The organism is Arthrobacter sp. Alg241-R88, assembly GCF_900537115.1.
GTDB lineage: Bacteria > Actinomycetota > Actinomycetes > Actinomycetales > Micrococcaceae > Arthrobacter.
In genome coordinates this window covers 72,274-96,876 of the sequence record NZ_UNRG01000004.1, presented here as the reverse complement: position 1 = coordinate 96,876, position 24,603 = coordinate 72,274, and the positions used below count along the sequence as shown (strand labels likewise).

The window sequence follows — 24,603 nt, the reverse complement described above, 5'->3', positions numbered from 1 at the left end:
GATCCGACATTGGGCACTCAGCGCCTGGTCTGATACCTGGTCATGACCACACCGTCGGGAAACTTCCGGGTCTCCACCAGGTTCAGGTTCACCCAGTTGTCCAAGGCTGTGAAGAACGGCGTGCCGCCGCCCACCAGGACCGGATGCCTGACCATCATGTATTCGTCGATCAGCCCGGCCCGCATGGCCGCCGCGGCGAGTGTGGCACCGCCGATGTCCATGAAACCGCCGTCATCGGCCTTGAGCCGGGTGATCTCGGTGACCGCGTCGCCGGTGACGAGGCGGGTGTTCCAGTCGACCGTGCTGGGCGTCGAGGAAAACACCACTTTCGGCATGTCCCGCCAGCGGCGGGCAAACTGGATGTCGGCAGGCGTGGCGCCGGGCTGCTGGTCGGCCGTCGGCCAGTGGGAGCTCATCGTCTCCCACAGTTTGCGCCCGTACAGCGCCAGGCCCGTCGCCCCCACCCGGTCGGACCACCATTGGAACAGCTCGTCGCTCGGAACACTCCAGCCGAGGTCGTCGCCGGGCGCGGCGATATAGCCGTCCACGCTCACGTTCATGCCAAAGGTCAGGTTACGCATGGCGACAGTCTCCCGTGCGTCGGTATTCCTTGTACAGACCAGCACGGAGCGGTACGGATCCCAGCATCAATTTCCAGGAATGTGGTTGGTGGCTGCTTCGTCGTTGGATTTCACCTCTTTGCTGTTAGCAGCGGCCCAATTAGCAAGCAACTGCAGCCCGTCGTGGGACGCCGAGCCTGGTTCCGCGGAGAACACCAGCATTTGGAGGCTGTGGTCGGAGGCCAGGTCGAGGCCTAGGTAGTTCAGGTCGAGGTCGCCAACGATGGGGTGGTGGACGCTTTTGATGCCGGTGCGGTGGTCCCGGACGTCGTGGGCTCCCCAGAGTTTCCGGAAGAGGTCGCTGCGGGTTGAAAGTTCGCCGACAAGATCGCTGAGCTGGCGGTCGTAGGGGGAACGGCCCGCTTCGACCCGGAGGAGGGCGACGACCTGGCGGGCGGTCGATTCCCAGTCCCGGTAGAACGTCTGTGCCCTGGCGTTCAGGAACACGAAACGTGCTGCGTTCACTGGCTGCCGGGAGTCCTCGAACATCTCTGAGAATAGAGCCCGGCCAAGGCGGTTGGCGGCCACGGCGTCCAGCCGGCCGTTTTGCACGAACACCGGGACGGTGGACATCGCGTCAAGGGTCTGATGCAGGGTTGGATTAATTTGAGTTTTGCGTGCCGGGCGTCTGCGGTGCGGGTGGGCACCGGCGTTGGCTGCGCGGATGAGTTCGTAGAGGTGTGCATGCTCGGCCTCATCCAATTGGAGGGCCCGGCTGATCCCATCGATGACGGCCTCGGACGCTCCCTTGGCATTGCCGCGTTCCAGGCGTTTGTAGTATTCCGAACTCATGCCTGCCAGGAGGGCCACTTCTTCCCGTCGCAGGCCAGGGACGCGGCGCCGCCCGCCGAAGTCCGGCAGGCCAGCCTGTTGCAGGGTCAGCTTGGCCCGCCGCGAGACGAGGAACTGGCTGAGGTCGTCCTGGTTGTCCATGGTCTCGAAGGTACTCCACCTCGGACCCGCTAGCGGGTCCCTGCCAGGGAACCTCTAGGTAGGGTCTCGTTGGCCCACGCTCCGGCCGGTTGACTTGAATCATCAGCCGCCCCGGACGGGCCGGTTGGGATTTGAGAGAGGCATCATCATGACCAACGTTTGGTTCATCACCGGAGCCGCCCGCGGCCTGGGCGTCGACCTGGCCAAGGCCGCCCTCGACGCCGGCCACCGGGTTGTTGCCACGGCCCGCGACGCCGCCAAAGTCACCGCGGCCCTCGGCGAGCATAAGAACCTGCTCGCCCTGTCGTTGGACGTCACCGATGCGGCGGCCTCGGCCGCCGCCGTCGAGGCCGCCGTCGGACGCTTTGGAAGCATCGACGTCCTCGTCAATAACGCCGGCAACTTCTACGGCGGCTACTTTGAGGAGATCAGTGACGCCCAGTTCCGGGCGCAGATGGAGACAAACTTCTTCGGCCCGCTGAACGTCACCCGGGCGATCCTGCCTGTCATGCGAAAGCAGCACCGCGGACACATCATCACCATCACCTCCGCTGCCGGCATCATTGGCCAGGAGTTCTGCGCCGCCTACGCCGCATCGAAGTTCGCCCTCGAAGGCTGGATGGAATCGCTCCAGTACGACGTGCAGCCCTACGGGATCCACACCACCATCGTCGAACCCGGATTCTTCCGCACGGAGCTCCTCGTCGAGGGCGCATCCTCCATTTGGCCCGAGCTGTCCATTAACGACTACGCCGAACGCACCAGCCGGACGATCAACGCGTGGAAGGCCATGAACGGCCAGCAGGGCGGAGACCCAGCCAAGCTCGGCTCAGCCCTTGTCACCATTGCCGCCATGGACACCCCGCCGCTGCGGTTCGTCGCCGGAGCGGACGTCGTCGCCGGCGTCGAGAAGAAGGCCCAACTCCTCCTGGACCAAGTCGAAGCCCACCGCGACCTGTCCTCCACCATGGCCCTCGACAACGCTTAGGAAAATCATGAAAAAGCCCCTGTCCCTCATTGCCATCGCCGCAACGGCCGCAATCTCCCTCGCCGCATGTTCCGCACCGGCAACCGAAAACGCCGCTACCACCTCCCCGGCAGCTGCCCCCGCCCCCGAGTCACCGGCACCACCGGAGGCTTCCACGGAAGGAACCCCGATCACCATCACCGCCGGCGATGTGATGGTGACCGCGACCCTCAATGACACCAAGGCCGCCCAGGACTTCGCCGCCACCCTGCCGGTCACGCTGCCTTGGTTCCGGAATGCGGGCATCGAGTACATCACCGAACTCAACGCCCCAATGACCGAGACCGGCCCGTTCTATACGGACGTGCAACCCGGGGACATCGTCTACTACAACCCCCTCGACAGCATCACCATCATCTACGAGGAGACCAGCTCCGTCCCAACCCTCACCAAAATGGGAGAGATCACCTCGGACCTGAGCGTCTTCGAGAACCTCCCCGACGACGTAGAGATGCGCATCGAGCGTGGCTAAAACTCCACCTAGGATTCAGCCTGGCCCGGAATCCGTGCCCCCGGGCACCGCCTGCCCGAAAACCGATTCCGCCGTCGCCGATCCTCCATTGGTCAGCTGCGGGCCACGCCCACTTCCCAGGCCCTGAAACCAGATAAGAGGAAACACTATGAAGAACGCACTCCTCAGAGACCTCGAAGTCTCTGCAATCGGACTCGGCGCGATGACCATGGCCGGCACCTACACCAGCGAGGGCGCCCTGGATAATGCGGAGTCGATCCGCACCATCCACCGTGCACTGGATCTCGGGGTCACCCACATCGACACGGCCGAGGTCTACGGTCCTTTTTTGAGCGAAGAGCTCGTCGGCCAGGCGGTCAAGGGACGCCGCGACCAGGTCAGGATCGCCACGAAGTTCGGCCTGGTCTCCCACTCCGGCGGCGGTCCCGGCGTGATCGACAGCAGTGCGGCCAACGTGAAGACCGCCGTCGAAGGCTCCCTCAAGCGCCTCGGCACCGACCACATTGACCTGTACTACCAGCACCGGGTGGACCCGAACATCCCAATCGAGGAAACCGCCGGGGCCGTCGCGGACCTGATAGCCGAGGGCAAGATGCTGCACTTCGGACTGTCCGAGGCGTCCCCGGAGACCATCCGCCGTGCCCATGCAGTGCAACCGGTCACGGCCCTGCAGACGGAATACTCCCTCTGGAGCCGCGACGTGGAGGAGGAGATCCTGCCGCTGCTGCGTGAACTCGGCATCGGCTTTGTCCCGTACTCACCGCTCGGACACGGCCTGCTCACCGGTCAAATCCGCTCCGTGGACGACTTTCCCGACGACGACTGGCGCAAGACCAACCCACGCTTCACTGGCGACAACTTCCGCCGGAACCTCGCGATCGTCGACGAAGTGAAGGCTATCGGCGCCGAGAACGGCGCGACCCCCGCACAGACAGCCCTCGCCTGGCTGCTGACCCGTGGAAACGACATCGCCCCCATCCCCGGCACCCGGCGGGTCTCCCGGGTCGAGGAGAATACCGCTGCCGCCGGCATCGAACTCACCGGCGGCCAGCTCGACCGGCTGAACGCGCTCCAACCGGCCGCGGGAGAACGTCATGACGAGGCCAACATGGCATCCATCGAACACTGATCCCCGGCGGTGGTACCGCCAGGACGCGGAAAGGCCGGCCCCTGCGGGAGCCGGCCTTTCCGTGCTTAAGCAACTCTAGGTGTTTTGGACGTTGGTTTTGGCGTCGGTGGCGCGGTCTTTGACGTCGGTGACGGCGCCTTGGCCTTCGGCTTTGACGTTCTGGGCGGCGTCGGTGGCGGTGGCTTTGACGTTGTCCATGGCTTGCTGGGCTGGTTCCTTCAGGTCCTGGACCATGTCCTTGGCGGCGTCGGTGACCTGGGTGGCGAGGGGCTCGGCGGCGGTTTTGAGCTGCTGGGCTGCTTCGCGTTCCTTKTGGCTGGCCGGGATCAGGGACGAGACGAGCATTCCGGCGCCGAAGGCGATCAGGCCGGCGGCCAGGGGRTTGCCCTGGGTTCTGGCTTTGACCTGGTCCGGKGCCTGGGAGAGTGCGGTGCCGGCGTCAGAGAGTTTGGCGGCGGCGGTGTCCTTGGCGCCGTGCAGGGATTCGCCGGTGCTGTGCAGGGCGTCCCCGGTGTGGCTGGTGCCGGAGTGGACCTTGTCCTGGACCCGGGTGGTGGTTGAGTCTGCTGCTCCCATGATTTTCTCCTTGACCCCTGTCACGGCGTCCTTCACCGATTCTGTGACTTTGTCAGTCTGGCGGTGGACGATGTTGGAGGGGGTGACTTTGTCGGCGACCGCGTCCACGTTGGTGCCCAGGCGTGCGCGGGTGGCTTCTATGTCTTGGCGGATTGCGTCCGGGTTATCGCTCATCGGTTTACCTCACCTGGTTTTAGGGTTGGGGGAATTTCAGAGAGTGTTTCGCTGGTCTGCGGGATGCCCTTGATTTGTTTGAGTTCCTTGCGGCCGATCGAGGCCAGGACCGCGGCGATGATGCCCCAGATCACGGCGACGATCACGGCGGCCCAGCCCAGCGGCATCAGGGCGCCCARGGCGAACATCAGTGCCAGGGAAAGGAACAGCAGGACGAAGTGCCCGGCGACGCCGGCTCCGGCGAGCATGCCGCCGCCYTTGCCTGCCTTKGTGGCGGACTGCTTCGCTTCGGCCTTGGCGAGCTCGAGTTCCTGGCGCATCAGGGTGGACAGATCCCGGGTCACATCACCCAGCAACTCACCCAACGACGCGTTGTCCGCCTTCACATGCGCCGCACTCGGCGGCGGCTCCGGAATAGAACTACTCATCAGAACCCGCCTGACTGCCCGCCGGCGCGGCGGTCACGGGCGAGGGGATCATCATCCAGCGGATCAGCGGCAAGCCGGGGGTCACCCAGAGGGTCCTCGGCTGTCCGGGTTCCGGTCCACGGCTCCTCTTCCACCAGCTGGGGGCTGTCCAGGGGGCTCGCGGTGCGTGCTGCGTCCGGGTAGCTGGTACCCGGGGCGCCGCCGTCGTAACCCGCTGTGGTGGTGGCCGGGCCGGGGAGCTGCACCGGGGGAGGCGGGACGGTTCCGCCGGCAGGGGTGTAACCCTCGGTGTACTGGTCGCCGTAGGGGCTGGAGTACTGGCCGGAAAGTCCTGCAGTGCCCGCATTGCCGGCGGCGCCTGAAGTTCCGGTGGTGCCTGCGGTGAGGCCGCGGGTCAGGCGGCCTGCGAGGACGCCGGCGCCGGCGGCAAGCAGGAGGAAGGTGCCGGGCTTGTTGCGGGCGAACCTCTGGACCTCGTCCAGCAAGTCGCCTGGCTGCTTGTTCTCAAGCCAGGAAGCCACCGACTCGCTGCGCTGCGCAGCCTGCCGGATCAGGTCGCTGGCCATACCCTGCTGCTCCGGGGCGTCAGCCATGCTCTGCAGCTGGCTGGAAATGGTGCGGATGCCTTCGGCCGCCTTCTGCTGCTGGGTGCCGGCCTGGCTGGAAAGCCCTGATTTTGCCTGGGACAGCAGGTCCTGCGCGCTGGACTTCGCCTCGGACGCGACGTGGGCGGCTTCTTCCTTCGCCGTCTGGGCCACATTCTGCGCGGAGCCCTTCGCCGTACGGGCTACGTCAGCTGCTTCTTCCTTTGCTGCTTCCTTACGGGACGACCCGGAGGCGTCACCGATTGGAGCCTCACCATATTGGGGGGTGGCGGCGGAGGGGAAAGTGCTCGCGCTTCGCTCGCCCGGAATTCCTGTAGAGGCCGGCGGAGCCGTGTAGGCGGGATCCTCGGGCCATTGGTTCTCTGTCATCTTCGCTCTCTCTTTCCAAGAAGGCCGGTTGTTGATCAAGAACCAGCGATACTGGCCCTAAAATAATAAGCATGATTACTAATAAAAGGTAAGTACGCTTGCTAAGCGAGTTATTAACGGTTCCAAAAAGTCAGCCGGAATGGCCTCCGCCGGCCCGGTCACATCGAAGTGGAAGTGGTGGGTAATTTGGAAATGGCTCCGTGGGTTTGGGTGGTAATTGCCGTAGTTGTGGTGGTGCTGATTGTGCTGCTGCTGCTCGCAACAGGACGGCGCCGGAAGGCGATTCAGCAAAAGCGGGACAACGCGAACCGCGAGAAGGCCGCGGAAATTCGCCGTGAGGCCGAGAACAGGGAACTTGACGCCCGGGAACGGGAAGCAAAGGCGGCACGCGCCAGGGCGGACGCGGAGCAGGCCCAGGTCGAAGCAGCGCGGCTGAGCCAGCATGCGGACCAGCAGGCCACCGAGGCCAAGTCGCTCCGCGAGGACGTGGGTGAACGGACGCGGAAAGCAGACGAGCTCGACCCCGATATCAAGGGGGACCGCGACGCCAACCGCGGCGCCACCAACCACCCCAATGCGGCCCGCGATGCTGCTGACACTGCCCGCGGGGCGGGAGGAGCCCGCGACGGCGCCCGCGAGGACCGCCGCAACGATGGTGCCAATCCTGGCCAGGGCGGCTCGCATCTGGATCGCGACAATCCGCGTTCGGGCATCTAGGGCGTTAGGCGGGGCAGCACCTAGCTCTTAGGTGCACCGCCGTGCCTCGGTTTCAGGAGGGGGGAGGGAGTAATTCCTTCCCCCTTTCCTATGCCGTCCAGCACGTCAAGAACAGCCTCTACTGATGAAGTCTTCGCTTCCCAGCCCAGGATCCGGCGGGCCCGGCCGGTGTCCATTACTGGCACCCCAGCCGCCATCTCAACCCAGCCGGAGTCGGTCGGTAGCAGCCGGAGCCGCCAGGCGAGGCCCACGGCCCTGTGGAGCAGGCCCATGGGTATGGGGAGGATTCTTTGAGCCCGCACAATCCGGGCAAGTTCCTGCGGTGTGAGTACCGGCTCCGCTGCAATATTAAAGGGCCCGGAAGCCCGCTGGTCGATGACCCGCCAGTAGGCTTCAGCCACGTCGTCCGCATGGACTGCCTGGAAAATCAGGTTGTCCGGAGCGGGCAGCAGCGGAAGCCAGGGCCTTCCTGGCAGGAGCCGGGGAATGAGGGGTCCAAGGAAATACCTGCCGATCTCACTCCCGGCGTCCCGCTGGAAGATGAGCCCGGGGCGAAGCCTTGCGACGGCAATGCCTGGCTCAGCTGCCGCAAACTCGTCCAGCAGCTTTTCCTGCGCCGCCTTGTGCCGGCTGTAATGCGAGCCCGCCATACCCTGCGCAGGCCAGGACTCATCCGAGCGCCGGTCCTTGGGGGCTTTGCTGTAGGCGCCGATTGATGACGCACAGACAACCTGTTTAACCCCGGCCTTCCGCGCGGCCTCCAGCACATTCGCCGTTCCAGTGACGTTGGTCCGGTACAGCTGGTCCAGGTCCCGGTTCGGTTGGATCTGCCACGCCAGATGCACCACGGAATCCACCCCTGCCAAAGCCGATTCCAGCTTTGGGCGGTCGCCTTCAAGCCCCACGTCCAAGGTGTGCCACTCCACGCCCGCATAAGGCGCCCGGGACGTGTCCGGCAGGCGCCGGCTGATTCCCGTCAGGTGCAGGCTTTCCGGCTTCCTGGACAGCTGGCCCTGCAGGTTCCGCAGCAAGGCTGTTCCTGCGTTTCCACTGGCTCCGATAACGGCGATGCGCATGACAAAGACTCCTTGGCAGGGGCGTGCGTTCGTCTTACATGCCGAGCCTAATGCCGCGAAGGATTGTTTTATAAGCAACCTTATGATTTCCTATGGCTAAGTCTTGCCGCAGGCTTTCGGAACCAGACCGAGGGAACCAACGACAATGCCCGAATCTTTCGCCGCGCTTGCCGTGGACGTTACGCCTGTCCTTGAGCCGTGCCCGGAACCTTCGAAGGGCAACCGCTCCGCCGCCAAGGCGGGCCGGTTGCGGGAAACCTTCGAAAATGACCTTGTCCTGAGCTATCTGGACCTTGCCGAAGCCCTGGCTGCCCGCTTCGAAGCCAGGGGCCGGGAACGGGCCGACCTAAACCAGGTGGCGTATCTCGGTCTGGTCAAGGCCGCCCGCGGCTTTGACCAGACCAAGGGGGAGAGCTTTCCCGCCTACGCCGCTCCAACCATCGCAGGCGAGTTGAAGCGATACCTGCGGGACCGCACGTGGGTGGTCCGGCCGCCCCGGCACATCCAGGACCTTCGCACCAGGATGTTCCGGGTGGAGCCGGAGCTCGTGCAGTCCCTCGGCAGGAATCCCAGCGTGGCCGAGCTGGCCATGGAGCTGGGGGCGGATGCCGCCGAGGTGCAGGAAGCCATCTCGGCGTCCAGCAGCATGCATCCGGACTCCCTGGACGCGGCGAACGTCCACAGTGACGCTCCCTCGATTGGCGATTTGCTCGCTTGCCCTGAGACGCCCCTGGAACGGCTTGAGGACCTGGCCTGCCTGCGGGAGGCCATGCAGGACCTGGATGCCGCGGACAGGGAATTGCTTTACCGCCGCTATTTCTGTGAGGAGACCCAGGTTCAGTTGGGGAAGCGGCTGGGGATGTCGCAGATGCAGGTTTCGCGCCGGCTGGCACGGGTCCTCGTTGAACTCCAGCGCAGGCTTTTGAGCAGTGCCCAGGGAGACGGCGGCCGTGAGGAGCAGGAGCGCCCCACCGGGTCCACCGCTTCTGTGGGCCCTGCCCGCCGTGCTGCCGGCACCGGCTCGTCCGGCAAGAATGCTGCCCGCCGAAGCGGCCCGCGGGCCAGGAGCAGATAGCCCTGCAGAACCGTCCTGAGGCGCGGGGAGAAGGCTCCTGACGGGCCGGTTGCAGCATCAGCAGAGGTATCTTGCCTGTTCAAACCCCTGACCCAGCACGGACGGAAAGACGAGAAAAGCCGCAGCCCCTGTTTAGGAGCAGCAGCAGTGGGGAACAGGGAGGATATGGGAAGCTCCGTATCCTCCAAGCTCCGCGCTGTCCTGTTCGACCGGGACGGGACCCTGGTGGTCGACGTGCCCTACAACGGCGACCCCAGCCTGGTCACACCAATGCCCGGTGCCAAGGCGGTCCTGGATGCACTTCGTGCCGATGGGATAGCAACCGGAGTCATCAGCAATCAGTCGGGAATCGCCCGCGGCCTGATTACCGCCGCCAACGTGGCGGACGTCAACGCCCGGGTGGAAGAACTCCTGGGCCCCTTTGACGTGTGGGAGGTGTGTCCGCACTCCGAACAGGACGGCTGTGACTGCCGCAAGCCTGCGCCGGGGATGGTGCAGAGCGCCTGCCGCAAGCTGGGCATCCAGGAATCGGAGGCGGCGCTGATCGGGGACATCGGTGCTGACGTCCTTGCCGCCGAAGCCGCCGGAGCAACCGGGGTCCTGGTACCAACACCGGTGACCCGGGCTGAGGAAGTGGCCGAGGCCCAGCTCGTGGCGCGGAACCTGGCCGAGGCCGTCTCGCTGCTGTCGGAGCGGCCCTGATGGGCCGCGTCCTGGTAGCGCGGCTGGACAGCATGGGCGACGTTCTCCTGGCAGGACCCGCCGTGCGGGCCGTGGCGAACGGACGGATCCCGGACGGCAGCCGGCCAAACCACGTGGTGATGCTCTGCGGCAGGCAGGGCGAGGCGGCGGCGGGCATGTTGCCGGGTGCCGCGGAGGTCTACAGCTGGGACAGCCCATGGATCATGAATCCAGCGCCAAAGATGACCGGCCCGCACGCTGACAGGCTGATCGAGTACGTTCGGAATTCCAGGATCACCGAAGCGGTCATCCTCACCTCCTTCCACCAGTCACCCCTGCCGCTCGCCCTGCTCCTCCGGCTGGCCGGTGTCGAACGAATCACTGGTGCCTCCACCGACTACGCCGGCTCGTTGCTGGATGTCCGGCTTAAGCCGGGCGAAGACTTCCCCGAGGACCAGCCCGAGGCGGAACGCGCGCTGGGCATCGCGGAGGCGGGAGGATTCCGACTCCCTGCAGGCGACGACGGAAAACTCCGCCTCACATCCGTCCCCAACGTCCGCGGACTGGTGGGTGAGGAACCCTACGTGGTGGTCCACCCCGGTGCCGCCGTCCCCGCCAGGGCATGGCCGCCGCTGCACCACGCGGCCGCCGTCGAACTTCTCCAGGGCGCGGGCCACCGCGTCGTGGTGACCGGCGGTCCCGGCGAGACTTCGCTGACTGCCACCGTCGCCGGTCCATCCGCACTTGACCTTGGCGGGCAGACGGACCTCCACACCCTCGCGGGAGTCATGGCGGGGGCCGACGCCGTAGTCACCGGCAACACCGGTCCCGCCCACCTCGCTGCAGCGGTGGGCACGCCCGTTGCGTGCCTCTTTTCGCCGGTAGTGCCGGCCATCCGGTGGGCGCCGTACGGAGTATCACTTGAGCTGCTCGGCGACCAGAACGCCGCCTGCCGGATGACCCGGGCCCGTGTCTGCCCCGTCCCTGGCCACCCCTGCCTTGACTCCGTTTCACCCGAGGAAGTAGTGGCGGCCGTAGAACGCCTGATCGGCGGAGTCAGCTCCTTCAGCACCCACGTCAGTACCCGTAGAAAGGCCCGCAACAGATGAGAATCCTGCTCTGGCATGTCCACGGTTCCTGGACGGACGCGTTTGTCCGCGGCCGTCATGAGTACCTCCTTCCCGTCCTGCCGGAAGGTGGTGCCTGGGGGCTTGGCCGTGCCGGCAGGGACTGGCCGGCGTCCGTGCGGGAGGTGGACCTGGCGGGGCTGGACGCCGACGCAGTTGACGCCGTCGTTCTTCAACGCCCCGAGGAAATTGACGAAGTTGCCCGTCTGCTGGGCCGGCGGCCCGGCGTTGACCTGCCCGCTGTGTACCTTGAGCACAACACCCCCAAGGGCGATTTCCCCTTCACACGGCATCCGCTCGCGGACCAGCACAGCATCCCCCTGGTGCATGTCACCCATTTCAACAGACTGGCCTGGGACAACGGGTCAGCCCGCAGCCTGGTGATCGAACACGGAATCCCGGACCCGGGGCAGCTTTATACAGGGGAGCTGCCGGAGCTGGGCGTGGTGGTGAACGAGCCCATCCGCCGGGGGCGTGTCACCGGGACGGACCTGCTGCCCGCCTTCGCCTCCGTAGCGCCGCTGCAGGTCTTCGGCATGAAAACCGACGGCCTGGCCGCCGCCGCCGGGATCGAGGAGTCCCGGCTGACAGCCCGCGGCGACCTCCAGACCCGTGAACTGCACCGGGAACTGGCCCGCTGCCGCGTCTACGTGCATCCCATGCGCTGGACCTCCCTGGGCTTGTCCCTGCTCGAAGCCATGCACCTGGGGATGCCGGTGGTCGCCCTGGCAACCACCGAAGCGCCGCGGGCGGTGCCGCCGGAGGCCGGCGCCGTTTCCGCCGATATCGACGAGCTGCTCCGATGTGCGCGGCGGCTGGTCAACAATCCGGATGAAGCCCGACGGCGGGGCGTTGCCGCCCGGGAGGCGGCACTGGAACGCTACAGCCTGGGCAGGTTCCAGGACCGCTGGGATGAGCTCCTCGCGGACCTGGGCGGCCGGCTCCGGCACTCCGACAACGAACGCCTGGACAGGAAGATCCTTGTTCCGGCGGGAGAGAGGAAGACCCCATGAAAATCTCCATGATTTCCGAGCACGCCAGTCCGCTGGCGGCATTGGGCGGGGTGGACGCCGGTGGGCAGAACGTGCACGTTGCTGCGCTGTCCGAAGCCCTTGCCAAGCGTGGCCACCACGTCACCGTTTACACGCGCCGGGATGCAACGGAGCTTCCGGCAAGGGTCCGCGTGGGGCGCCGCCTGGAGGTGGTCCACGTGGACGCCGGCCCGGCGTGCCATGTTCCCAAGGACGAACTGCTGCCTTACATGGGTGAACTTGCCGACGGCGTGGCCCGCGACTGGGGCCATCGGCCGCCCGACGTGGTCCACGGACACTTCTGGATGTCCGGCGTCGCCGCCCTGGACGCAGCCCGGCGGCCGCACCAGGGCTACCGGGTGCCCGTCATCCAGACCTTCCACGCACTGGGAACCGTCAAGCGGCGGCACCAGGGCGCAGAGGACACCAGCCCCCTGGAGCGGCGCTGGCTGGAGCCCGGCGTCGGACGCTCCGCGGACCGGATCGTCGCCACCTGCTCCGATGAGGTCTTCGAGCTCAAGGCCATGGGAATCACCACGGGGAAGATCTCCATCGCGCCCTGCGGCGTGGACCTCGGCTTCTTTTCCGCTGAGGGTCCTGTCGCCGCCAGGAAACGCACCCACCGCATCCTCTCCGTAGGCCGCCTGGTGCCGCGCAAAGGCGTGGACCTGGTGATCCGGGCGCTCCCATACCTCCGCGAGGCGGGTTTTGAGGACGTCGAACTCCTGATTGTGGGGGGTGGCGGAGACTCCGGCGCACTCCACGCCGACCCCGAGGTGCGGCGCCTGATGGACCTGGCAACGGAATTGGGCGTCTCGGACCAGGTGAGCCTGCAGGGCCAGGTGTCCCGCGGCGAGATGCCCGGGATCTTCCGCAGCGCCGACGCCGTGGTCTGCGCACCCTGGTACGAACCGTTCGGCATTGTCCCGCTGGAGGCCATGGCCTGCGGTGTCCCCGTCGTCGCTGCGGCCGTGGGTGGCCTGCGGGACACTGTGGTGGACCACGGGACAGGCCTGCACGTGCCCCCGCGGGACCCGGAAGCCATCGCATCGGCGCTCGCCCTGCTGCTTGAGGATCCCATCCTGCGGGCGGAGCTTGGCAGCGCGGGGAAGAAGCGTGCCCGCACCCGGTATTCCTGGGACCGGGTGGCGGCCGAAACCGAAAAGGCTTATCAGCTGGCGATGGCCGGTGCCGCCGCCGGTATTGTCCCGATGGAAGGAGCGGCACTGTGACTCCGGAATCGTCCCTGCGGGAGGCTGACCTGCAAACTTTGGCCACGCCTTCCGCCTTGCCCGCAGTGCTGCCAGGTGCCACCTTTGTGGACCCGGCCAGTGCAGATGCGGTCCGTATCCACCTGGACAACGTGGTACCGGCGCTCGAATCGCTGCGGAGCCAGTCCGGCCGGCTTGCGGCCTGGGGTGTGGAGCTGGCCCAGCGCCTGCTCCGCGGCCAGCGGCTGCTTGCCGCCGGCAACGGCGGTTCAGCAGCGGAGGCCCAGCACCTCACCGCGGAGCTGGTGGGCAGGTTCGACGGCGAGCGGGTTCCGTTTTCCGCCATTTCCCTGCACGCAGAGTCATCAGCGGTGACCGCCATCGCCAACGATTACGGCTACGACGACGTCTTCGCCCGCCAGGTGCGGGCGCATGGCCGGTCCGGGGACGTGCTGATACTGCTGTCCACCAGCGGCAAGAGCCCCAACCTGCTGCGGGCCGCCGAGGTTGCGTCCCGCCTGAACGTGACCACCTGGGCACTGACGGGAGCCGGACCCAACCCGTTGGCCGACGCCTGCGACGAGGCCGTTATGATCGACGCCCTCAACGCCAACGCCCAGGAGGGCCACCTGATCGCCCTTCACGCGATCTGCCGCGCCTTCGACCTGGAAGTAGCACGGCACAGCTCAACGGATGTTGTGGGCCTGCAAAACCTGGCCCTGCAGAAGGGGGGTGGCAGGGCATGAGGATCGTCGTGGTTGGTGACGTGATGCTGGACGTGGACCTGTCCGGCGAGGCCACGCGGCTGAGCCCGGACGCACCCGTCCCGGTGGTGGATGTTTCCGGGGTCAAGCGCCGTGCCGGCGGAGCCGGGCTGGTGGCCCGGATGCTTGCCGGGGACAACTGGCCCGTCACGCTGGTGACGGTCCTGGGCGATGACGACGCCGGCCGGCAGCTTGAGGCCCACCTCGCCGGAGTGCGGCTGGTGGCAGGTCCCAGCGGCCATGCCTCGCCCGTCAAGACCCGCGTGCGCGCCGGATCGCATCCAGTGGTCCGGTTCGACCAGGGCTGCGAGAAGGCTCCTGTCCCCGATGTCATTCCTGCCATGCTCCGCGAGGTGGAGAAGGCGGGCGCGATCATCGTTGCCGACTACGGCCGGGGACTGGCGGCCAACCCGCAGCTCCGCGACCTCCTAACCCGGCTCGCCGGGCACGTGCCCATCGTCTGGGACCCGCATCCTGCCGGGCCGGACCCGGTGCCGGGAGTCGCCGTCGTCACGCCCAACTTGGCCGAGGCCCAGAAAGCCGTGCAGTCACGCGGCCGGAAAGAAAACCGCGCCCCGCAGGATGTCGCGTCTCGGGACGGCGGGAACACTGCTGCCGGCGATCCGGCCGCAGAGGCCGGTGCGGTCCTGCTCGAGGAATGGGGCAGCCGCGCTGTCCTGGTCACCAAGGGTGAACAGGGCGCCGTCCTGTGCCGGCGTGACCAGAGCCCCCAGCCTGTTCCCGCGCCCCGGGTGGAAGCCGGCGATCCCTGCGGTGCCGGCGACCGGCTCGCAGCAAGCCTCGCCGTGCACCTTCTGGCAGGCCGGGACCTTGCCGAAGCCGCGGAACTTGCCGTCCATGACGCCGCCGATTTCCTCGCCAACGGCGGGGTGTCCGCCCTTCCCGATAGCGGCGGGGAACCCGCGCAGCCAAGGCTCCGGGTCAACGATCCCCTGCTGCTGGCCCGCGCCGTGCGGGAAAACGGCGGCAAGGTAGTGGCCACCGGCGGTTGCTTCGACCTGCTGCACGCCGGGCACGTCCGGTCACTGGCCGCCGCCCGTGAACTGGGGGACTGCCTGATCGTCTGCCTGAACTCGGATGATTCCGTGCGGCGGCTGAAGGGTCCGGAGCGTCCCATCATCGGCCAGCACGACAGGGCCGAACTGCTCCTGGCCATGGAGTGCGTGGACGCCGTGATGGTCTTCGACGAAGACACACCGGAGGCAGCCCTCGAACGCCTTCGCCCCGACATCTGGGTCAAAGGCGGCGACTACAAGGGTGCCAGCCTGCCCGAGGCCAGCCTGGTGGAGAGCTGGGGCGGCCGTTGCCTCACCGTGCCGTACCACCCGGCCCGTTCCACCACCGGCCTGGCCGACGCCCTCGCAAAGGTCAGCTGAACCCGGGTGGGCTAAACCGCCTGGTCGTGCCCGCCCAACCCAAGTTTTGTATTCCCCGTTGAAAGGAACACCATGACTGCAGAATCAAACACACCCGGCCGCGTGCTCGTAACCGGAGGTGCCTCCGGACTGGGTGCCGCCGTCGTCGACGCCGTTCTGAAGGCGGGCGGCACTCCGGTGGTCCTGGACCGCGATATCAGCAACGTGTCCGCGGTGAAGGCCTTTGAAGTGGACGTCTCGGACCGGCAGGCAGTGGAGGCCGCCGTACGCGAAGCCGCGGAATCCCTCGGAGGACTGGAAGCAGTGGTCACGGCCGCCGGCATCGACCGCTGCGGCAAGCTCGCTGACGTCGAGGCCACGGAGTGGGAAAAGGTCATCGGCGTGAACCTGATGGGCACCGTATCCGTGGTTCGCGCAGCCCTGCCGTACCTCAAGTCCTCGCACGGCCGGGTGGTGACTGTCGCTTCCACCCTGGGCAAGCGCGCCGTGGCCGACGCCACCGCGTACTGCGCATCCAAGTTCGGTGTGGTGGGATTCAGCCACGCGCTGGCTGCCGAGACCGGCGGGGAAATCGGTGTGACCACCATGATCCCCGGCGGCATGAAGACGCGCTTCTTCGACGACCGCACCGAGCAGTACAAGCCCCAGGACGATTCGCGGCTCAACGACCCCAACAACGTGGCCCAGGCCATCCTCTTCGCGCTGTCCCAGCCAACCGGATGCGAGGTCCGCGAGATGCTGATTTGCCACGAGGAAGAGGGCTCCTGGCCCTAAACCACACATACCACCAGGCCGGAACCGACGGGAGGAATCTCATGCCCAGCATTGCCACAGAAACGACTGCACGCCCGGAAGCCGCCGACAGCAACGGCATCACCATCCGGAACCCACGAACCGGTGACGTCCTTTGGACTGTGCCGGAGGCCGAACCGGAAGCAGTATCCCAGGCGGTAGAGGTGGCCCGGAGCGCTGCTGCTGACTGGGCTTCCACTGCGCCGGCCGAGCGGGGTGCGGCACTGCGTGCTGCGGCAAAAGCGCTCGCTGCAGCAGTCCCGGAGCTCGCGGAACTCAACGCCAGTGAAACGGGGCGGCCGGTGGAGGAATCGCTCGCCGGCATCGGCGCAGGGGTTTCCACGCTGGAACAGTACGCGGAGCTGGGGCCCGTCCACCGCGGGCACAGCCTGCGGGGCAACCGGCTCGCCTCCGATTACACCGTGGCCGAGCCCCGCGGCGTGGCCGTCCTGCTGACCCCCTGGAACGATCCTGTTGCGGTGGCATGCGGCCTGATCGGCGCCGCGCTGGCCACCGGCAACACCGTGGTGCACAAACCAAGCGAGCGTTGCCCGCGGCTGGGTGAGGCCCTGGGCGACGTCCTGGCGCCAGCCTTTCCGCCCGGCGTTTTCCAGACGATTTCGGGCGGCGCCGGCGTTGGTGCACTTCTGGCACAGTCCGGGGTGGACGTCATCGCGCACGTGGGCTCCAGTGCTGCCGGCGCGCGGATCGCCAGGGCCGGAGCGCTGACGGGAGCCCACGTCATCCGGGAGAACGGCGGAAATGATCCGCTACTGGTGGATCGGGACGTTGACCCGCTATGGGCTGCCGAGCAGGCCGCGATTGGTGCCTTCAGCAACAGCGGCCAGATCTGCGTGGCCGTTGAGCGGATTTACGTCCATGAGGATATCGCCGCAGAGTTCTGTGCAGCCTTGGAAACCGAAGCAGCGATGCGCAACGGCAACGGGACGGTGGCCCCGCTGGTGGATCGAAGGATGCGCGACGAGGTCCACGCCCAGGTGCGCGACGCCTTGAACCAGGGTGCGCACGCCGTCGAGGGCGGTGCCCTCCCGGACGGCCCGGGCTCCTTCTACCCCGCCACCGTGCTGCTGGAATGCACGGACCGGATGCAGGTCATGACGGAGGAAACCTTTGGACCGGTTGCCCCCGTGCAGGTGGTGAAATCGTTCGACGACGGGCTCCGCCTGGCATGCAGCGGCAGGTACGGCCTGGCCGCCACCGTCCTCAGCAACAACATCGCCCACATCCAGCGGGCAGTCGCTGCCCTCCCGGTGGGAACGGTGAAGATCAACGAAGTCTTCGGTGGCGCACCCGGCGGTGCTGCCCAGCCGCGCGGCGAAAGCGGCGCGGGTTTCGGCTACGGCCCGGAACTCCTGGACGAGTTCAGCCGGGTCAAGGTGGTGCACATTGCCGCGCCGCCGGCTGCAGCCCATGACCCGGCGGCGGATGCGGAATCCGCGGCTGAACAGCAGGACGAGTTATGAGTCTGTCACCAGAGAACCTGCCCGCCGAAACTGCAGGCCTCCCGGTTGAGCCTGCCGACGTGGACCTTTCCAGCCAGCGGGCGCTCTCCGAATGGCTGCCAGGGCGATTGGCCGCGGAAGAGCCGGCGATCCTGGTAATCGGCGACCTGATGCTGGACGGCTGGTGGAGCGGCAGCATCGAACGGCTGTGCCGGGAAGCCCCTGCTCCGGTGGTGGACGTGCAAACCCGGGAGTCCGTTCCCGGCGGAGCCGCCAATACCGCCATGAACCTGGCAGCCCTCGGTGCCCGGGTCTCCGTGGCCGGCATCATCGGAACCGACGATGCCGGCGTAGACCTGCGCAGCCAGCTGGTGCACGCAGGCATCGATGTCAGCCATCTGCACAGCCACCCGGACATGGTGACCACCACCAAGATCCGCATCAGCAGCGGCGGGCAGGTGATGCTCCGCATCGACGACTCCGCCAAGGCGGTGCCGGCCGAGGCGCTGGCCGCGCTGGCTGCTTCCGTCCGTGTCGCCGTCGAAGAGCAGGACGCCGTGCTGGTCTGCGACTACGGCAACGGGGTGCTGGCGGATCCGGTCCGGGCCAGCCTGGTGGATGCCCTCGCCGGCCCCGCTGCCGGCGGGGACCGTCCGCTGCTGGTGGTCGATTCGCACGACCCCCGGCCCTGGGCGCCGCTCCGCCCGGACCTGGTAACCCCGAATGCGCAGGAAACCGCGCGCATGCTGGACCTGCGGCTTCCCGACGGGCAGGACAGGGTGGCCGAGGTAAGCAAACACGCCGATGCCCTGCTGGAAGCCACGGGCGCAGGGGCCGTGGTGGTCACCCTGGACCGCGACGGCACCGTCCTGCTAAGGCCCGACGGCGTGACGCACCGAACGTGGGCCCGCCCGGCCGCGGAAAAGCAGGCCTCCGGTGCAGGCGACACGTTCGTGGCGGCGCTGACCCTGGCGCGCGCTGCCGGGCTGCCGTTGACGGCGAGCCTGGACCTGGCGCAGTCGGCCGCGGACGTGGTGGTGCACCAGCCGGGCACGTCCGTTTGCAGTACAGGCCAGCTCAGCCGGTACCTCAAGGCCTTCGCCGACACTGCCCTGGGTGCGGACGAGCTGCAACGGCAGTTGGAGCTGCACCGTGCCCAGGGCCAGCGCATCGTGCTGACCAACGGCTGCTTCGACGTGCTGCACAGCGGCCACACCCGCTACCTCAACCAGGCGAAACAGCTGGGGGACGTGCTGGTGGTGGCACTTAACAGCGACGATTCGGTCCGCAAGCTTAAGGGAGCAGGCCGCCCCATCAACGGGGTGGCGGACCGCGCCGCGGTGGTGGCGGCACTGAGCTGCGTGGACTACGTGACCGTCTTTGACACTCCCACCGCGGCCCCGCTCATAGCGCAGCTCCGGCCCGAGGTTTATGCCAAGGGCGGGGACTACACCCCGGAAATGCTCGCCGAGACGCCGGCAGTGGAGGAGTACGGCGGCCGGGTGGCCATCCTGGACTACGTGGCAGAACGGTCCACCACTGCCGTGGTCAAGCGGATCCGGGAGGGCGAAGGGGCTGTGCCTGGCAACTGAGGTGCGGAGTGCCGGGATGCACCAATTAGGGTTGCAGTATGACGGAAGCGCGGCACGGGTAATGGCAAAACGCGGCAGGTCTGGTGGCCGGAACGGCATGCGCCCGGTGGCGGGAGTGGTGGAGGTTCCCGCTGGAGCCCGGCCCAGCGGGCCAGTTGAAGGCGTCTATTACATTGACACGGGGGACTGCGAGCTGATCGCGGACCAGGACAACTCCACCGGCTGGCTCCTGAAGATCAACGGCGTGATGAGTTCCCACATCGACCTCGCCGACCCGCTGTTCCTGGACTTCGAGTACATGCGCTGGATGGCCGCGCTGATCGAGTCGCGCTGGCCGCCGTCGGGAACGTCGGAAACCAAGCCGAAGCTCCGCGGCCTGCACCTGGGCGGCGGCGCCTGCTCGCTGGCCCGCTACTTCCACGCTGTCTATCCGGACGCCCGGCAGGTGGTGGTGGAGCTGGACGGCAAGCTGGCCGAGTACGTCCGCGGCTGGTTCGACCTGCCCAAGGCGCCGCTGCTTCGCCTGCGGGTAGGGGAGGCCCGCGAGGTCACCGAGACCCTGACTGCCGAGACACGGGACTTCATCATCCGGGACGTTTTCGCCGGTGCTTTGACCCCGCGCCCGCTGACCACAGCCGAGTTCACCCGGCATGTCAGGCGGGTCCTCGCGCCCGGCGGGCTGTACGTGGTGAACTCCGGGGATGCGCCGGACCTGAGGAACGCCAGGCAGGACGCCGCCACCATCGCGGCTGCCTTTAAGCACACCCTGATCCTCGCGGACCCGGCCATGTTGAAGGGGCGCCGCTACGGAAACATGGTCATGGCCGGCAGCGATACCCCGTTCGCTGACGACCCCCAACTTGCGCGCCGGCTCCTGGGCGGCGCCGTTCCGGCACACCTGTGGGACGACTCCCAGGTGCGGGCCTTTGCGGCCGGATCACCGGTGCGGCACGACCCGCCCGGTAACTAGCTCAATTACCGGAACCCCGGCCCAGCAGCTTTTCCCGGTGCTCCGCCATTTGTTTCCGCAGCGCGTGCACTACCGCCGCCACCGCAGGCCGCCGCAGCGAGTCCGGCCGGAGCACCATCCAGTACGGCAGCAACTCGGCGATCTCTGAGGGCAGCAGGCGGACCAGGTCATCGTGGAGGTCGCCCATAAAGCAGGGCAGGAAACCGATGCCGGCCCCGGCGCGGGTTGCCTCCACGTGGACAAAGACGTTGGTGGAGGTGAGGCCGTCGCGCATCCCCGGGACCAGGCGGCGGGGCGCGTCAAGGTCATCCACCTGCAACATGGAATCAACGAAGTAGACCAGCGGGTGTTCGTTGAGTTCGGCCACGGTGGCGGGCGTGCCGTGCTCCTCCAGGTAGGCGCGCGAGGCATACATGCCCAGCATGTAGTCACCCAGCCGCACCGCCTCGGCCCGGTGCACCTGCGGTTCGCCCACCACCACTTCAATGTCCAGTCCGGAGCGCTGCTGCAGTGCCCGCCGGGTCATGGTCACCACCTCAACGCTCAGCCCCGGATGATCACGGCGCAGCCGGGCGACGGCAGGGGCGGCGATATAGGCGCTGAAGCCATCCGTCGCCGTCATACGGACGACGCCGGTAATCGGGTCAGGTGCCTTCCCGGCCGCTCCCAGCGTGCCCACCACCGCTTCCACCTGTTCGGCGACCTGCACGGCCCGGGTTCCGAGGTCAGTCAGTTCCCACCCGCCGGTGGCACGCGCCAGGACCCGGCCGCCGAGCGCCTTCTCAAGGGCTGCTATCCGGCGCGAGACGGTGGTGTGGTTGAGCCCCAAGGCCTGGGCCGCCGTTGTGTACTTGGCGGAGCGGGAAACCGCGAGGAGTACGAGCAAGTCATCGGGGTTTGCTTTCATATCTGCAATTCTGCATGCACTTGGTGCTTGATTAGTCATTGAAGGTGCATGTCTGTGCAGTAATACTCAGTGGGAAACACCCGAGGGGATTGCTATGGAAAACACTTTGAATGGCCGCAAGGCATTGGTCACCGGCGGTGCAAGCGGCATCGGCGCCGCCTGCGTCCGGGAACTGGCCGCCCGTGGAGCGAAAGTGGTGGTGGCCGACGTCGACGCCGACGGTGCCGCCGAGCTCGCCGACGAGGTGGGCGGCACCTCCTGGGCTGTTGACCTGCTGGACGTTGACTCGCTCGCCACCCTGAGCCTGGACTGCGACATCCTGGTGAACAACGCCGGGATCCAGCGCATCAGTCCCATTGAGGAATTCGACCCGGTGGAGTTCCGCCGGATCATCGCCCTGATGCTGGAGGCGCCGTTCCTGTTGATCCGGGCTGCCCTGCCGCACATGTACACCAGCGGGTTCGGCCGGATCATCAACCTGTCCTCCGTGCACGGCATCCGGGCCTCGCCGTTCAAGAGCGCCTATGTTTCGGCAAAGCACGGCTTGGAAGGGCTGAGCAAGGTCACAGCGCTCGAAGGCGGGGACCACGGGGTGACCTCCAACTGCATCAACCCGGGATATGTGCGCACGCCCCTGGTGGAGAAGCAGCTCGCGGACCAGGCCCAGGTGCACGGCATCCCGGAGTCCGAGGTGCTGGCCAAGGTCATGCTCACCGAGTCGGCCATCAAGCGGCTGGTGGAGCCTGAGGAAGTCGCGTCCCTGGTCGCCTGGCTGGCCTCGGACCACGCCGGCATGGTGACCGGCGCCAGCTACACCATGGACGGCGGCTGGTCGGCGCGGTAGTTCCGCCCTGGAGGCACGGAGTTTTTGTCCAGATATGCAGGGCTGAACGCCGCTGAAGTCTGCATATCTGGACAAAAACTCAATCCAGCTTTTTGAGCTGCCGGTGGTCGTAGAAGAAGACGCCCTCGGCGGTGTCCACCCCCGCGGACAAGCCCTGCAGGAACACCACCACTCCCTCACGGCGGCCCTTGAAGGGATCGTCTGCCACTACTGCGTCACCGATCCTGTAGGGGGACCGTGGGGCGAAGGGCTTCACGACGCGGCTCCACGTTTGCGCCGCGGCGGAGGCCAAGGTTACCGGCTGTCCCATGCTGGACAGGTCCTGGACAAGAGGTTTGACCATGCGTACCAACTCCTTGCGGGCGGCAAGCCGCCCACTGGCGGTGCAGGTAATCCGGAACGCTCCCAGCGGAGGACGGCCCTCCCATTCCGGCTGGCACCTTACGCCAAAGCTATGCGCTATTCACATCAGTCACACCAGTAACATGTACTCGTTTTTCTGAGGCCCCCATACTCGCTCCGGTTGGTTACCTGAGGAGTGCCTGGTAAACCCTTCGGGTTGCTCCGGCTATTCGGTCAAGGCTGCCCTTTGATGATGTCGTCAGCGTTCTCGAAGGCCCACGCCACCAACGGAACGAGCAGCGCGCTCAGCTCATAGCCGCGCCCGGTCAGGCTGTAATCCACCCGCGGCGGAATGACGGGCTGGGCCGTCCGCGTGACGAGGCCATCCCGCTCCAGGGTCTTGAGGGTTTGGGCCAGCATCTTCTCGCTGATGCCCTCTGCCCGCCGCCGCAAGTCGCTCCAGCGCTGCTCGCCTTCGGACAGTGCCAGCAGTATCAGTACACCCCATTTGCTGGTGATGTGATCCAGGACGGTGCGGCTGGGGCAGCCGGCCGGGAAAACGCCGTCGGCAAGGGCGGCGGGAAGGGCGGCGGGAAGGGGTGCTGCGGAGGCGGTAAACTCTTGGGCACTAACTTTCATGTAAGTACCTTACCTGAAAGTGCGTACTCTCTTTCGGGAAGTAATCGGGGAAGGGCGTGGTTGTGCTCCCTGACAGACCCCGAATGAAAGGAAAATCATGAGCATCGTTATCACCGGAGCAACCGGACAACTGGGCCGCCACGTCGTCGAGGCCCTGCTGGAGCGGAACGTTCCCGCCGGGGAGATCGTGGCCGCGGGCCGTTCCGTCGAAAAGATCGCAGACCTTGCCGGACGCGGCGTCCAGGTTAGGACAATGGACTACTCCGATGCAGCGTCCGTCGCCGAGGCCTTGAAGGGCGCCCGCAAGGTGCTCCTCATCTCGGGCAGCGAGGTTGGGCAGCGGGTGGAGCAGCACCGTACCGTCATTGAGGCGGCGAAGGCTGAGGGCGTTGAGCTGGTGGCGTACACCAGCATCGCGAACGCCGACACCACCGGGATGAAGCTGGCAGCCGAGCACCAGGCAACGGAGGCCATCCTGCAGGAATCCGGCGTTCCGTTCGTCCTGCTGCGCAATGGCTGGTACCTCGAGAACTACACCGACCAGCTGCCCGGCACGCTCGCGCAGGGCGCCATCGCAGGCAGCGCGGGAGAAGGGCGTGTCAGCGCAGCTTCCCGCGCAGACTACGCCAACGCGGCTGCTGCAGTGCTGGTTGCCAACGACCAGGCCGGCAGGATCTACGAGCTGGGCGGCGATGAACCGTTCACCATGGCTGAGCTTGCGGCCGAGATCAGCGCCGCGGCCGGCACGCACGTTTCCTACCAGGACCTCCCGCCGCAGGAATACGCCGGAATGTTGACCGGCTTCGGAGTTCCGGAGGCGTTCGCGGAGATCCTCGCCGACTCCGACCTGGGCATCGCCCGCGGTGACCTCCTGGTGAGCTCGGGCGACCTGCGAAAGCTGATTGGGCGCCCGGCCACGTCGTTGGCAGAGGCGGTTCGTTCAGCCGCTGCCACTGCGTAGCAGCACCCCGCCTGCGAGCTGCCTACGGGCAACTAGGACTTGGTGCCGGTGAGCGCCAAGGTCCCGCCCAGGCCGATCATGATCGCCCCGCCGGTTGCCTCCATGGCTGAGACCCGGCGGGGCGACCGGGCAAACCATTGGCGGGCGGAACCTGCTGCTATTGCCCACAGGCTGTCCGAGACCAGTGCGATGACCAGGAACACCACCCCCAGCAGCGCCAACTGGAACGGGATGGCGCCTGACGGGTAGTGGACAAACTGCGGCAGCACGGCCACGAAGAACACCACTGACTTGGGGTTGGTTACGCCTACCACCAAGCCCTCAGCAACCAGCCGCAGCGGGCGTGCGTCTACGGGCCGGGCCTCCATGGAGTGGTGGCTCCGCCGGTGTCGAATGGCTTTGATGCCCAGATAGATCAGGTAGGCGGCGCCCGCCAGCTTGACCACACTGAAGAGGAGCACGGACTGGGCAACAACCATGCCCACCCCCAACGCCACGGCCGCCACTTGCACCAACTGCCCGGCCGCGTTGCCAAGGACGGTGAGGACGCCGCCCTTCCACCCGAGTGCCAGCGACCGCCCAATCACGAACAAAACGCTCGGGCCCGGCACTGCGATGAGGATCACGGCTGCAAGCGCAAAGGCCAGCAGGTTCGAGAGTGGAACCATGCCTGATCTTAGC

The 24,603-nt window shown here is 66.8% G+C and carries 27 protein-coding genes; 17 read left to right on the top strand and 10 right to left on the bottom strand.

The genetic code is table 11. The features are described 5' to 3' along the window. Window positions 1-17: 17 nt before the first annotated feature. Together G6R19_RS11170 and G6R19_RS11165 are read right to left on the bottom strand one after the other, a co-directional pair. Window positions 18-581, bottom strand: a complete 564-nt coding sequence (locus G6R19_RS11170) for a dihydrofolate reductase family protein (RefSeq protein ID WP_163164890.1) — start codon at window positions 579-581, stop codon at window positions 18-20. Window positions 582-647: 66 nt separating this feature from the next. After that, window positions 648-1,553, bottom strand: coding sequence for a helix-turn-helix transcriptional regulator (locus tag G6R19_RS11165; protein ID WP_163164888.1), 906 nt, complete (start codon window positions 1,551-1,553; stop codon window positions 648-650). Window positions 1,554-1,701: 148 nt separating this feature from the next. On the opposite strand from G6R19_RS11165, the gene G6R19_RS11160 reads away from it, so the two are divergent. The 3 genes from G6R19_RS11160 to G6R19_RS11150 all read left to right on the top strand — a co-directional run bounded on the left by G6R19_RS11160 (window position 1,702) and on the right by G6R19_RS11150 (window position 4,181). After that, window positions 1,702-2,541 carry an SDR family NAD(P)-dependent oxidoreductase gene (locus G6R19_RS11160; RefSeq protein ID WP_163164886.1) on the top strand — a complete coding sequence of 280 codons (840 nt, stop codon included), beginning with the start codon at window positions 1,702-1,704 and terminating at the stop codon, window positions 2,539-2,541. 7 nt (window positions 2,542-2,548) lie between these two features. Next, the gene (locus tag G6R19_RS11155) at window positions 2,549-3,052 is read left to right on the top strand and encodes a cyclophilin-like fold protein (RefSeq protein WP_163164884.1); all 504 of its coding nucleotides are present in this window, start codon (window positions 2,549-2,551) and stop codon (window positions 3,050-3,052) included. A gap of 148 nt (window positions 3,053-3,200) precedes the next feature. Then, entirely contained in the window at window positions 3,201-4,181 is a 981-nt protein-coding gene (locus tag G6R19_RS11150) for an aldo/keto reductase (protein WP_163164882.1), read from the top strand. 75 nt (window positions 4,182-4,256) lie between these two features. On the opposite strand, the gene G6R19_RS11145 is transcribed toward G6R19_RS11150, so the two are convergent. Genes G6R19_RS11145 through G6R19_RS11135 form a run of 3 tightly spaced genes read right to left on the bottom strand, consistent with a single transcriptional unit; the run spans window position 4,257 to window position 6,333 of the window. Continuing rightward, the gene (locus G6R19_RS11145) at window positions 4,257-4,931 is read right to left on the bottom strand and encodes a DUF3618 domain-containing protein (protein WP_163164880.1); all 675 of its coding nucleotides are present in this window, start codon (window positions 4,929-4,931) and stop codon (window positions 4,257-4,259) included. Further along, the gene (locus tag G6R19_RS11140; protein WP_163164878.1) at window positions 4,928-5,359 is read right to left on the bottom strand and encodes a phage holin family protein; all 432 of its coding nucleotides are present in this window, start codon (window positions 5,357-5,359) and stop codon (window positions 4,928-4,930) included. The genes G6R19_RS11145 and G6R19_RS11140 overlap by 4 nt, the downstream gene beginning before the upstream one ends. Next, the gene (locus G6R19_RS11135) at window positions 5,359-6,333 is read right to left on the bottom strand and encodes a hypothetical protein (protein WP_163164876.1); all 975 of its coding nucleotides are present in this window, start codon (window positions 6,331-6,333) and stop codon (window positions 5,359-5,361) included. The genes G6R19_RS11140 and G6R19_RS11135 overlap by 1 nt, the downstream gene beginning before the upstream one ends. 192 nt (window positions 6,334-6,525) lie before the next feature. On the opposite strand from G6R19_RS11135, the gene G6R19_RS11130 reads away from it, so the two are divergent. Further along, entirely contained in the window at window positions 6,526-7,050 is a 525-nt protein-coding gene (locus G6R19_RS11130) for a hypothetical protein (RefSeq protein WP_163164874.1), read from the top strand. 20 nt (window positions 7,051-7,070) lie between these two features. Here the strand turns inward: G6R19_RS11130 and G6R19_RS11125 are convergent, their stop codons facing one another. Continuing rightward, window positions 7,071-8,126, bottom strand: coding sequence for an NAD-dependent epimerase/dehydratase family protein (locus G6R19_RS11125; protein ID WP_163164872.1), 1,056 nt, complete (start codon window positions 8,124-8,126; stop codon window positions 7,071-7,073). A 145-nt stretch (window positions 8,127-8,271) separates the two neighbouring features. Between G6R19_RS11125 and G6R19_RS11120 the strand changes: the two genes are divergently transcribed. The 11 genes from G6R19_RS11120 to G6R19_RS11070 all read left to right on the top strand — a co-directional run bounded on the left by G6R19_RS11120 (window position 8,272) and on the right by G6R19_RS11070 (window position 20,229). Beyond that, window positions 8,272-9,201, top strand: a complete 930-nt coding sequence (locus G6R19_RS11120) for a sigma-70 family RNA polymerase sigma factor (RefSeq protein ID WP_163164870.1) — start codon at window positions 8,272-8,274, stop codon at window positions 9,199-9,201. Window positions 9,202-9,366: 165 nt separating this feature from the next. Further along, a complete protein-coding gene (locus G6R19_RS11115) occupies window positions 9,367-9,903 on the top strand; it encodes an HAD-IIIA family hydrolase (RefSeq protein WP_163164868.1) in 537 nt (178 codons plus the stop codon). Next, window positions 9,903-10,991 carry a glycosyltransferase family 9 protein gene (locus tag G6R19_RS11110; RefSeq protein ID WP_163164866.1) on the top strand — a complete coding sequence of 363 codons (1,089 nt, stop codon included), beginning with the start codon at window positions 9,903-9,905 and terminating at the stop codon, window positions 10,989-10,991. Before G6R19_RS11115 ends, G6R19_RS11110 begins: the two co-directional genes overlap by 1 nt. Next, window positions 10,988-12,022, top strand: a complete 1,035-nt coding sequence (locus tag G6R19_RS11105) for a glycosyltransferase (protein ID WP_163164864.1) — start codon at window positions 10,988-10,990, stop codon at window positions 12,020-12,022. The genes G6R19_RS11110 and G6R19_RS11105 overlap by 4 nt, the downstream gene beginning before the upstream one ends. Next, the gene (locus tag G6R19_RS11100; RefSeq protein ID WP_163164862.1) at window positions 12,019-13,272 is read left to right on the top strand and encodes a glycosyltransferase; all 1,254 of its coding nucleotides are present in this window, start codon (window positions 12,019-12,021) and stop codon (window positions 13,270-13,272) included. Before G6R19_RS11105 ends, G6R19_RS11100 begins: the two co-directional genes overlap by 4 nt. Next, a complete protein-coding gene (locus tag G6R19_RS11095) occupies window positions 13,269-13,997 on the top strand; it encodes an SIS domain-containing protein (RefSeq protein ID WP_163164860.1) in 729 nt (242 codons plus the stop codon). Before G6R19_RS11100 ends, G6R19_RS11095 begins: the two co-directional genes overlap by 4 nt. Beyond that, on the top strand, window positions 13,994-15,412 hold the full coding sequence (locus tag G6R19_RS11090; RefSeq protein WP_163164858.1) for a PfkB family carbohydrate kinase: 1,419 nt from the start codon (window positions 13,994-13,996) through the stop codon (window positions 15,410-15,412). Before G6R19_RS11095 ends, G6R19_RS11090 begins: the two co-directional genes overlap by 4 nt. Before the next feature lie 72 nt (window positions 15,413-15,484). Then, window positions 15,485-16,186 (top strand): SDR family oxidoreductase, encoded by a 702-nt coding sequence (locus G6R19_RS11085; RefSeq protein ID WP_163164856.1) that lies wholly within the window; start codon window positions 15,485-15,487, stop codon window positions 16,184-16,186. A 41-nt stretch (window positions 16,187-16,227) separates the two neighbouring features. Next, window positions 16,228-17,688 (top strand): aldehyde dehydrogenase, encoded by a 1,461-nt coding sequence (locus G6R19_RS11080; RefSeq protein WP_163164854.1) that lies wholly within the window; start codon window positions 16,228-16,230, stop codon window positions 17,686-17,688. Beyond that, window positions 17,685-19,259 carry a D-glycero-beta-D-manno-heptose 1-phosphate adenylyltransferase gene (rfaE2, locus tag G6R19_RS11075; RefSeq protein WP_163164852.1) on the top strand — a complete coding sequence of 525 codons (1,575 nt, stop codon included), beginning with the start codon at window positions 17,685-17,687 and terminating at the stop codon, window positions 19,257-19,259. The genes G6R19_RS11080 and rfaE2 overlap by 4 nt, the downstream gene beginning before the upstream one ends. 61 nt (window positions 19,260-19,320) lie before the next feature. After that, a complete protein-coding gene (locus G6R19_RS11070) occupies window positions 19,321-20,229 on the top strand; it encodes a fused MFS/spermidine synthase (RefSeq protein WP_163164850.1) in 909 nt (302 codons plus the stop codon). A gap of 1 nt (window position 20,230) precedes the next feature. On the opposite strand, the gene G6R19_RS11065 is transcribed toward G6R19_RS11070, so the two are convergent. Then, complete coding sequence (locus G6R19_RS11065) at window positions 20,231-21,136, bottom strand: LysR family transcriptional regulator (RefSeq protein WP_163164848.1); 906 nt, start codon at window positions 21,134-21,136, stop codon at window positions 20,231-20,233. Window positions 21,137-21,230: 94 nt separating this feature from the next. Between G6R19_RS11065 and G6R19_RS11060 the strand changes: the two genes are divergently transcribed. After that, window positions 21,231-21,980, top strand: coding sequence for a 3-hydroxybutyrate dehydrogenase (locus tag G6R19_RS11060; RefSeq protein ID WP_163164846.1), 750 nt, complete (start codon window positions 21,231-21,233; stop codon window positions 21,978-21,980). 79 nt (window positions 21,981-22,059) lie between these two features. Here the strand turns inward: G6R19_RS11060 and G6R19_RS11055 are convergent, their stop codons facing one another. Beyond that, window positions 22,060-22,323: a hypothetical protein gene (locus G6R19_RS11055; protein ID WP_163164844.1), complete on the bottom strand. Its 264-nt coding sequence runs from the start codon at window positions 22,321-22,323 to the stop codon at window positions 22,060-22,062. 233 nt (window positions 22,324-22,556) lie between these two features. Then, a complete protein-coding gene (locus G6R19_RS11050) occupies window positions 22,557-22,961 on the bottom strand; it encodes a helix-turn-helix domain-containing protein (RefSeq protein WP_163164842.1) in 405 nt (134 codons plus the stop codon). 97 nt (window positions 22,962-23,058) lie between these two features. Here G6R19_RS11050 and G6R19_RS11045 point away from each other — a divergent pair, with 97 nt between their 5' ends. Further along, window positions 23,059-23,922, top strand: coding sequence for an SDR family oxidoreductase (locus G6R19_RS11045; protein ID WP_163164840.1), 864 nt, complete (start codon window positions 23,059-23,061; stop codon window positions 23,920-23,922). A gap of 32 nt (window positions 23,923-23,954) precedes the next feature. On the opposite strand, the gene G6R19_RS11040 is transcribed toward G6R19_RS11045, so the two are convergent. After that, window positions 23,955-24,590, bottom strand: coding sequence for a LysE family translocator (locus tag G6R19_RS11040; protein ID WP_163164838.1), 636 nt, complete (start codon window positions 24,588-24,590; stop codon window positions 23,955-23,957). Window positions 24,591-24,603: the final 13 nt, after the last annotated feature.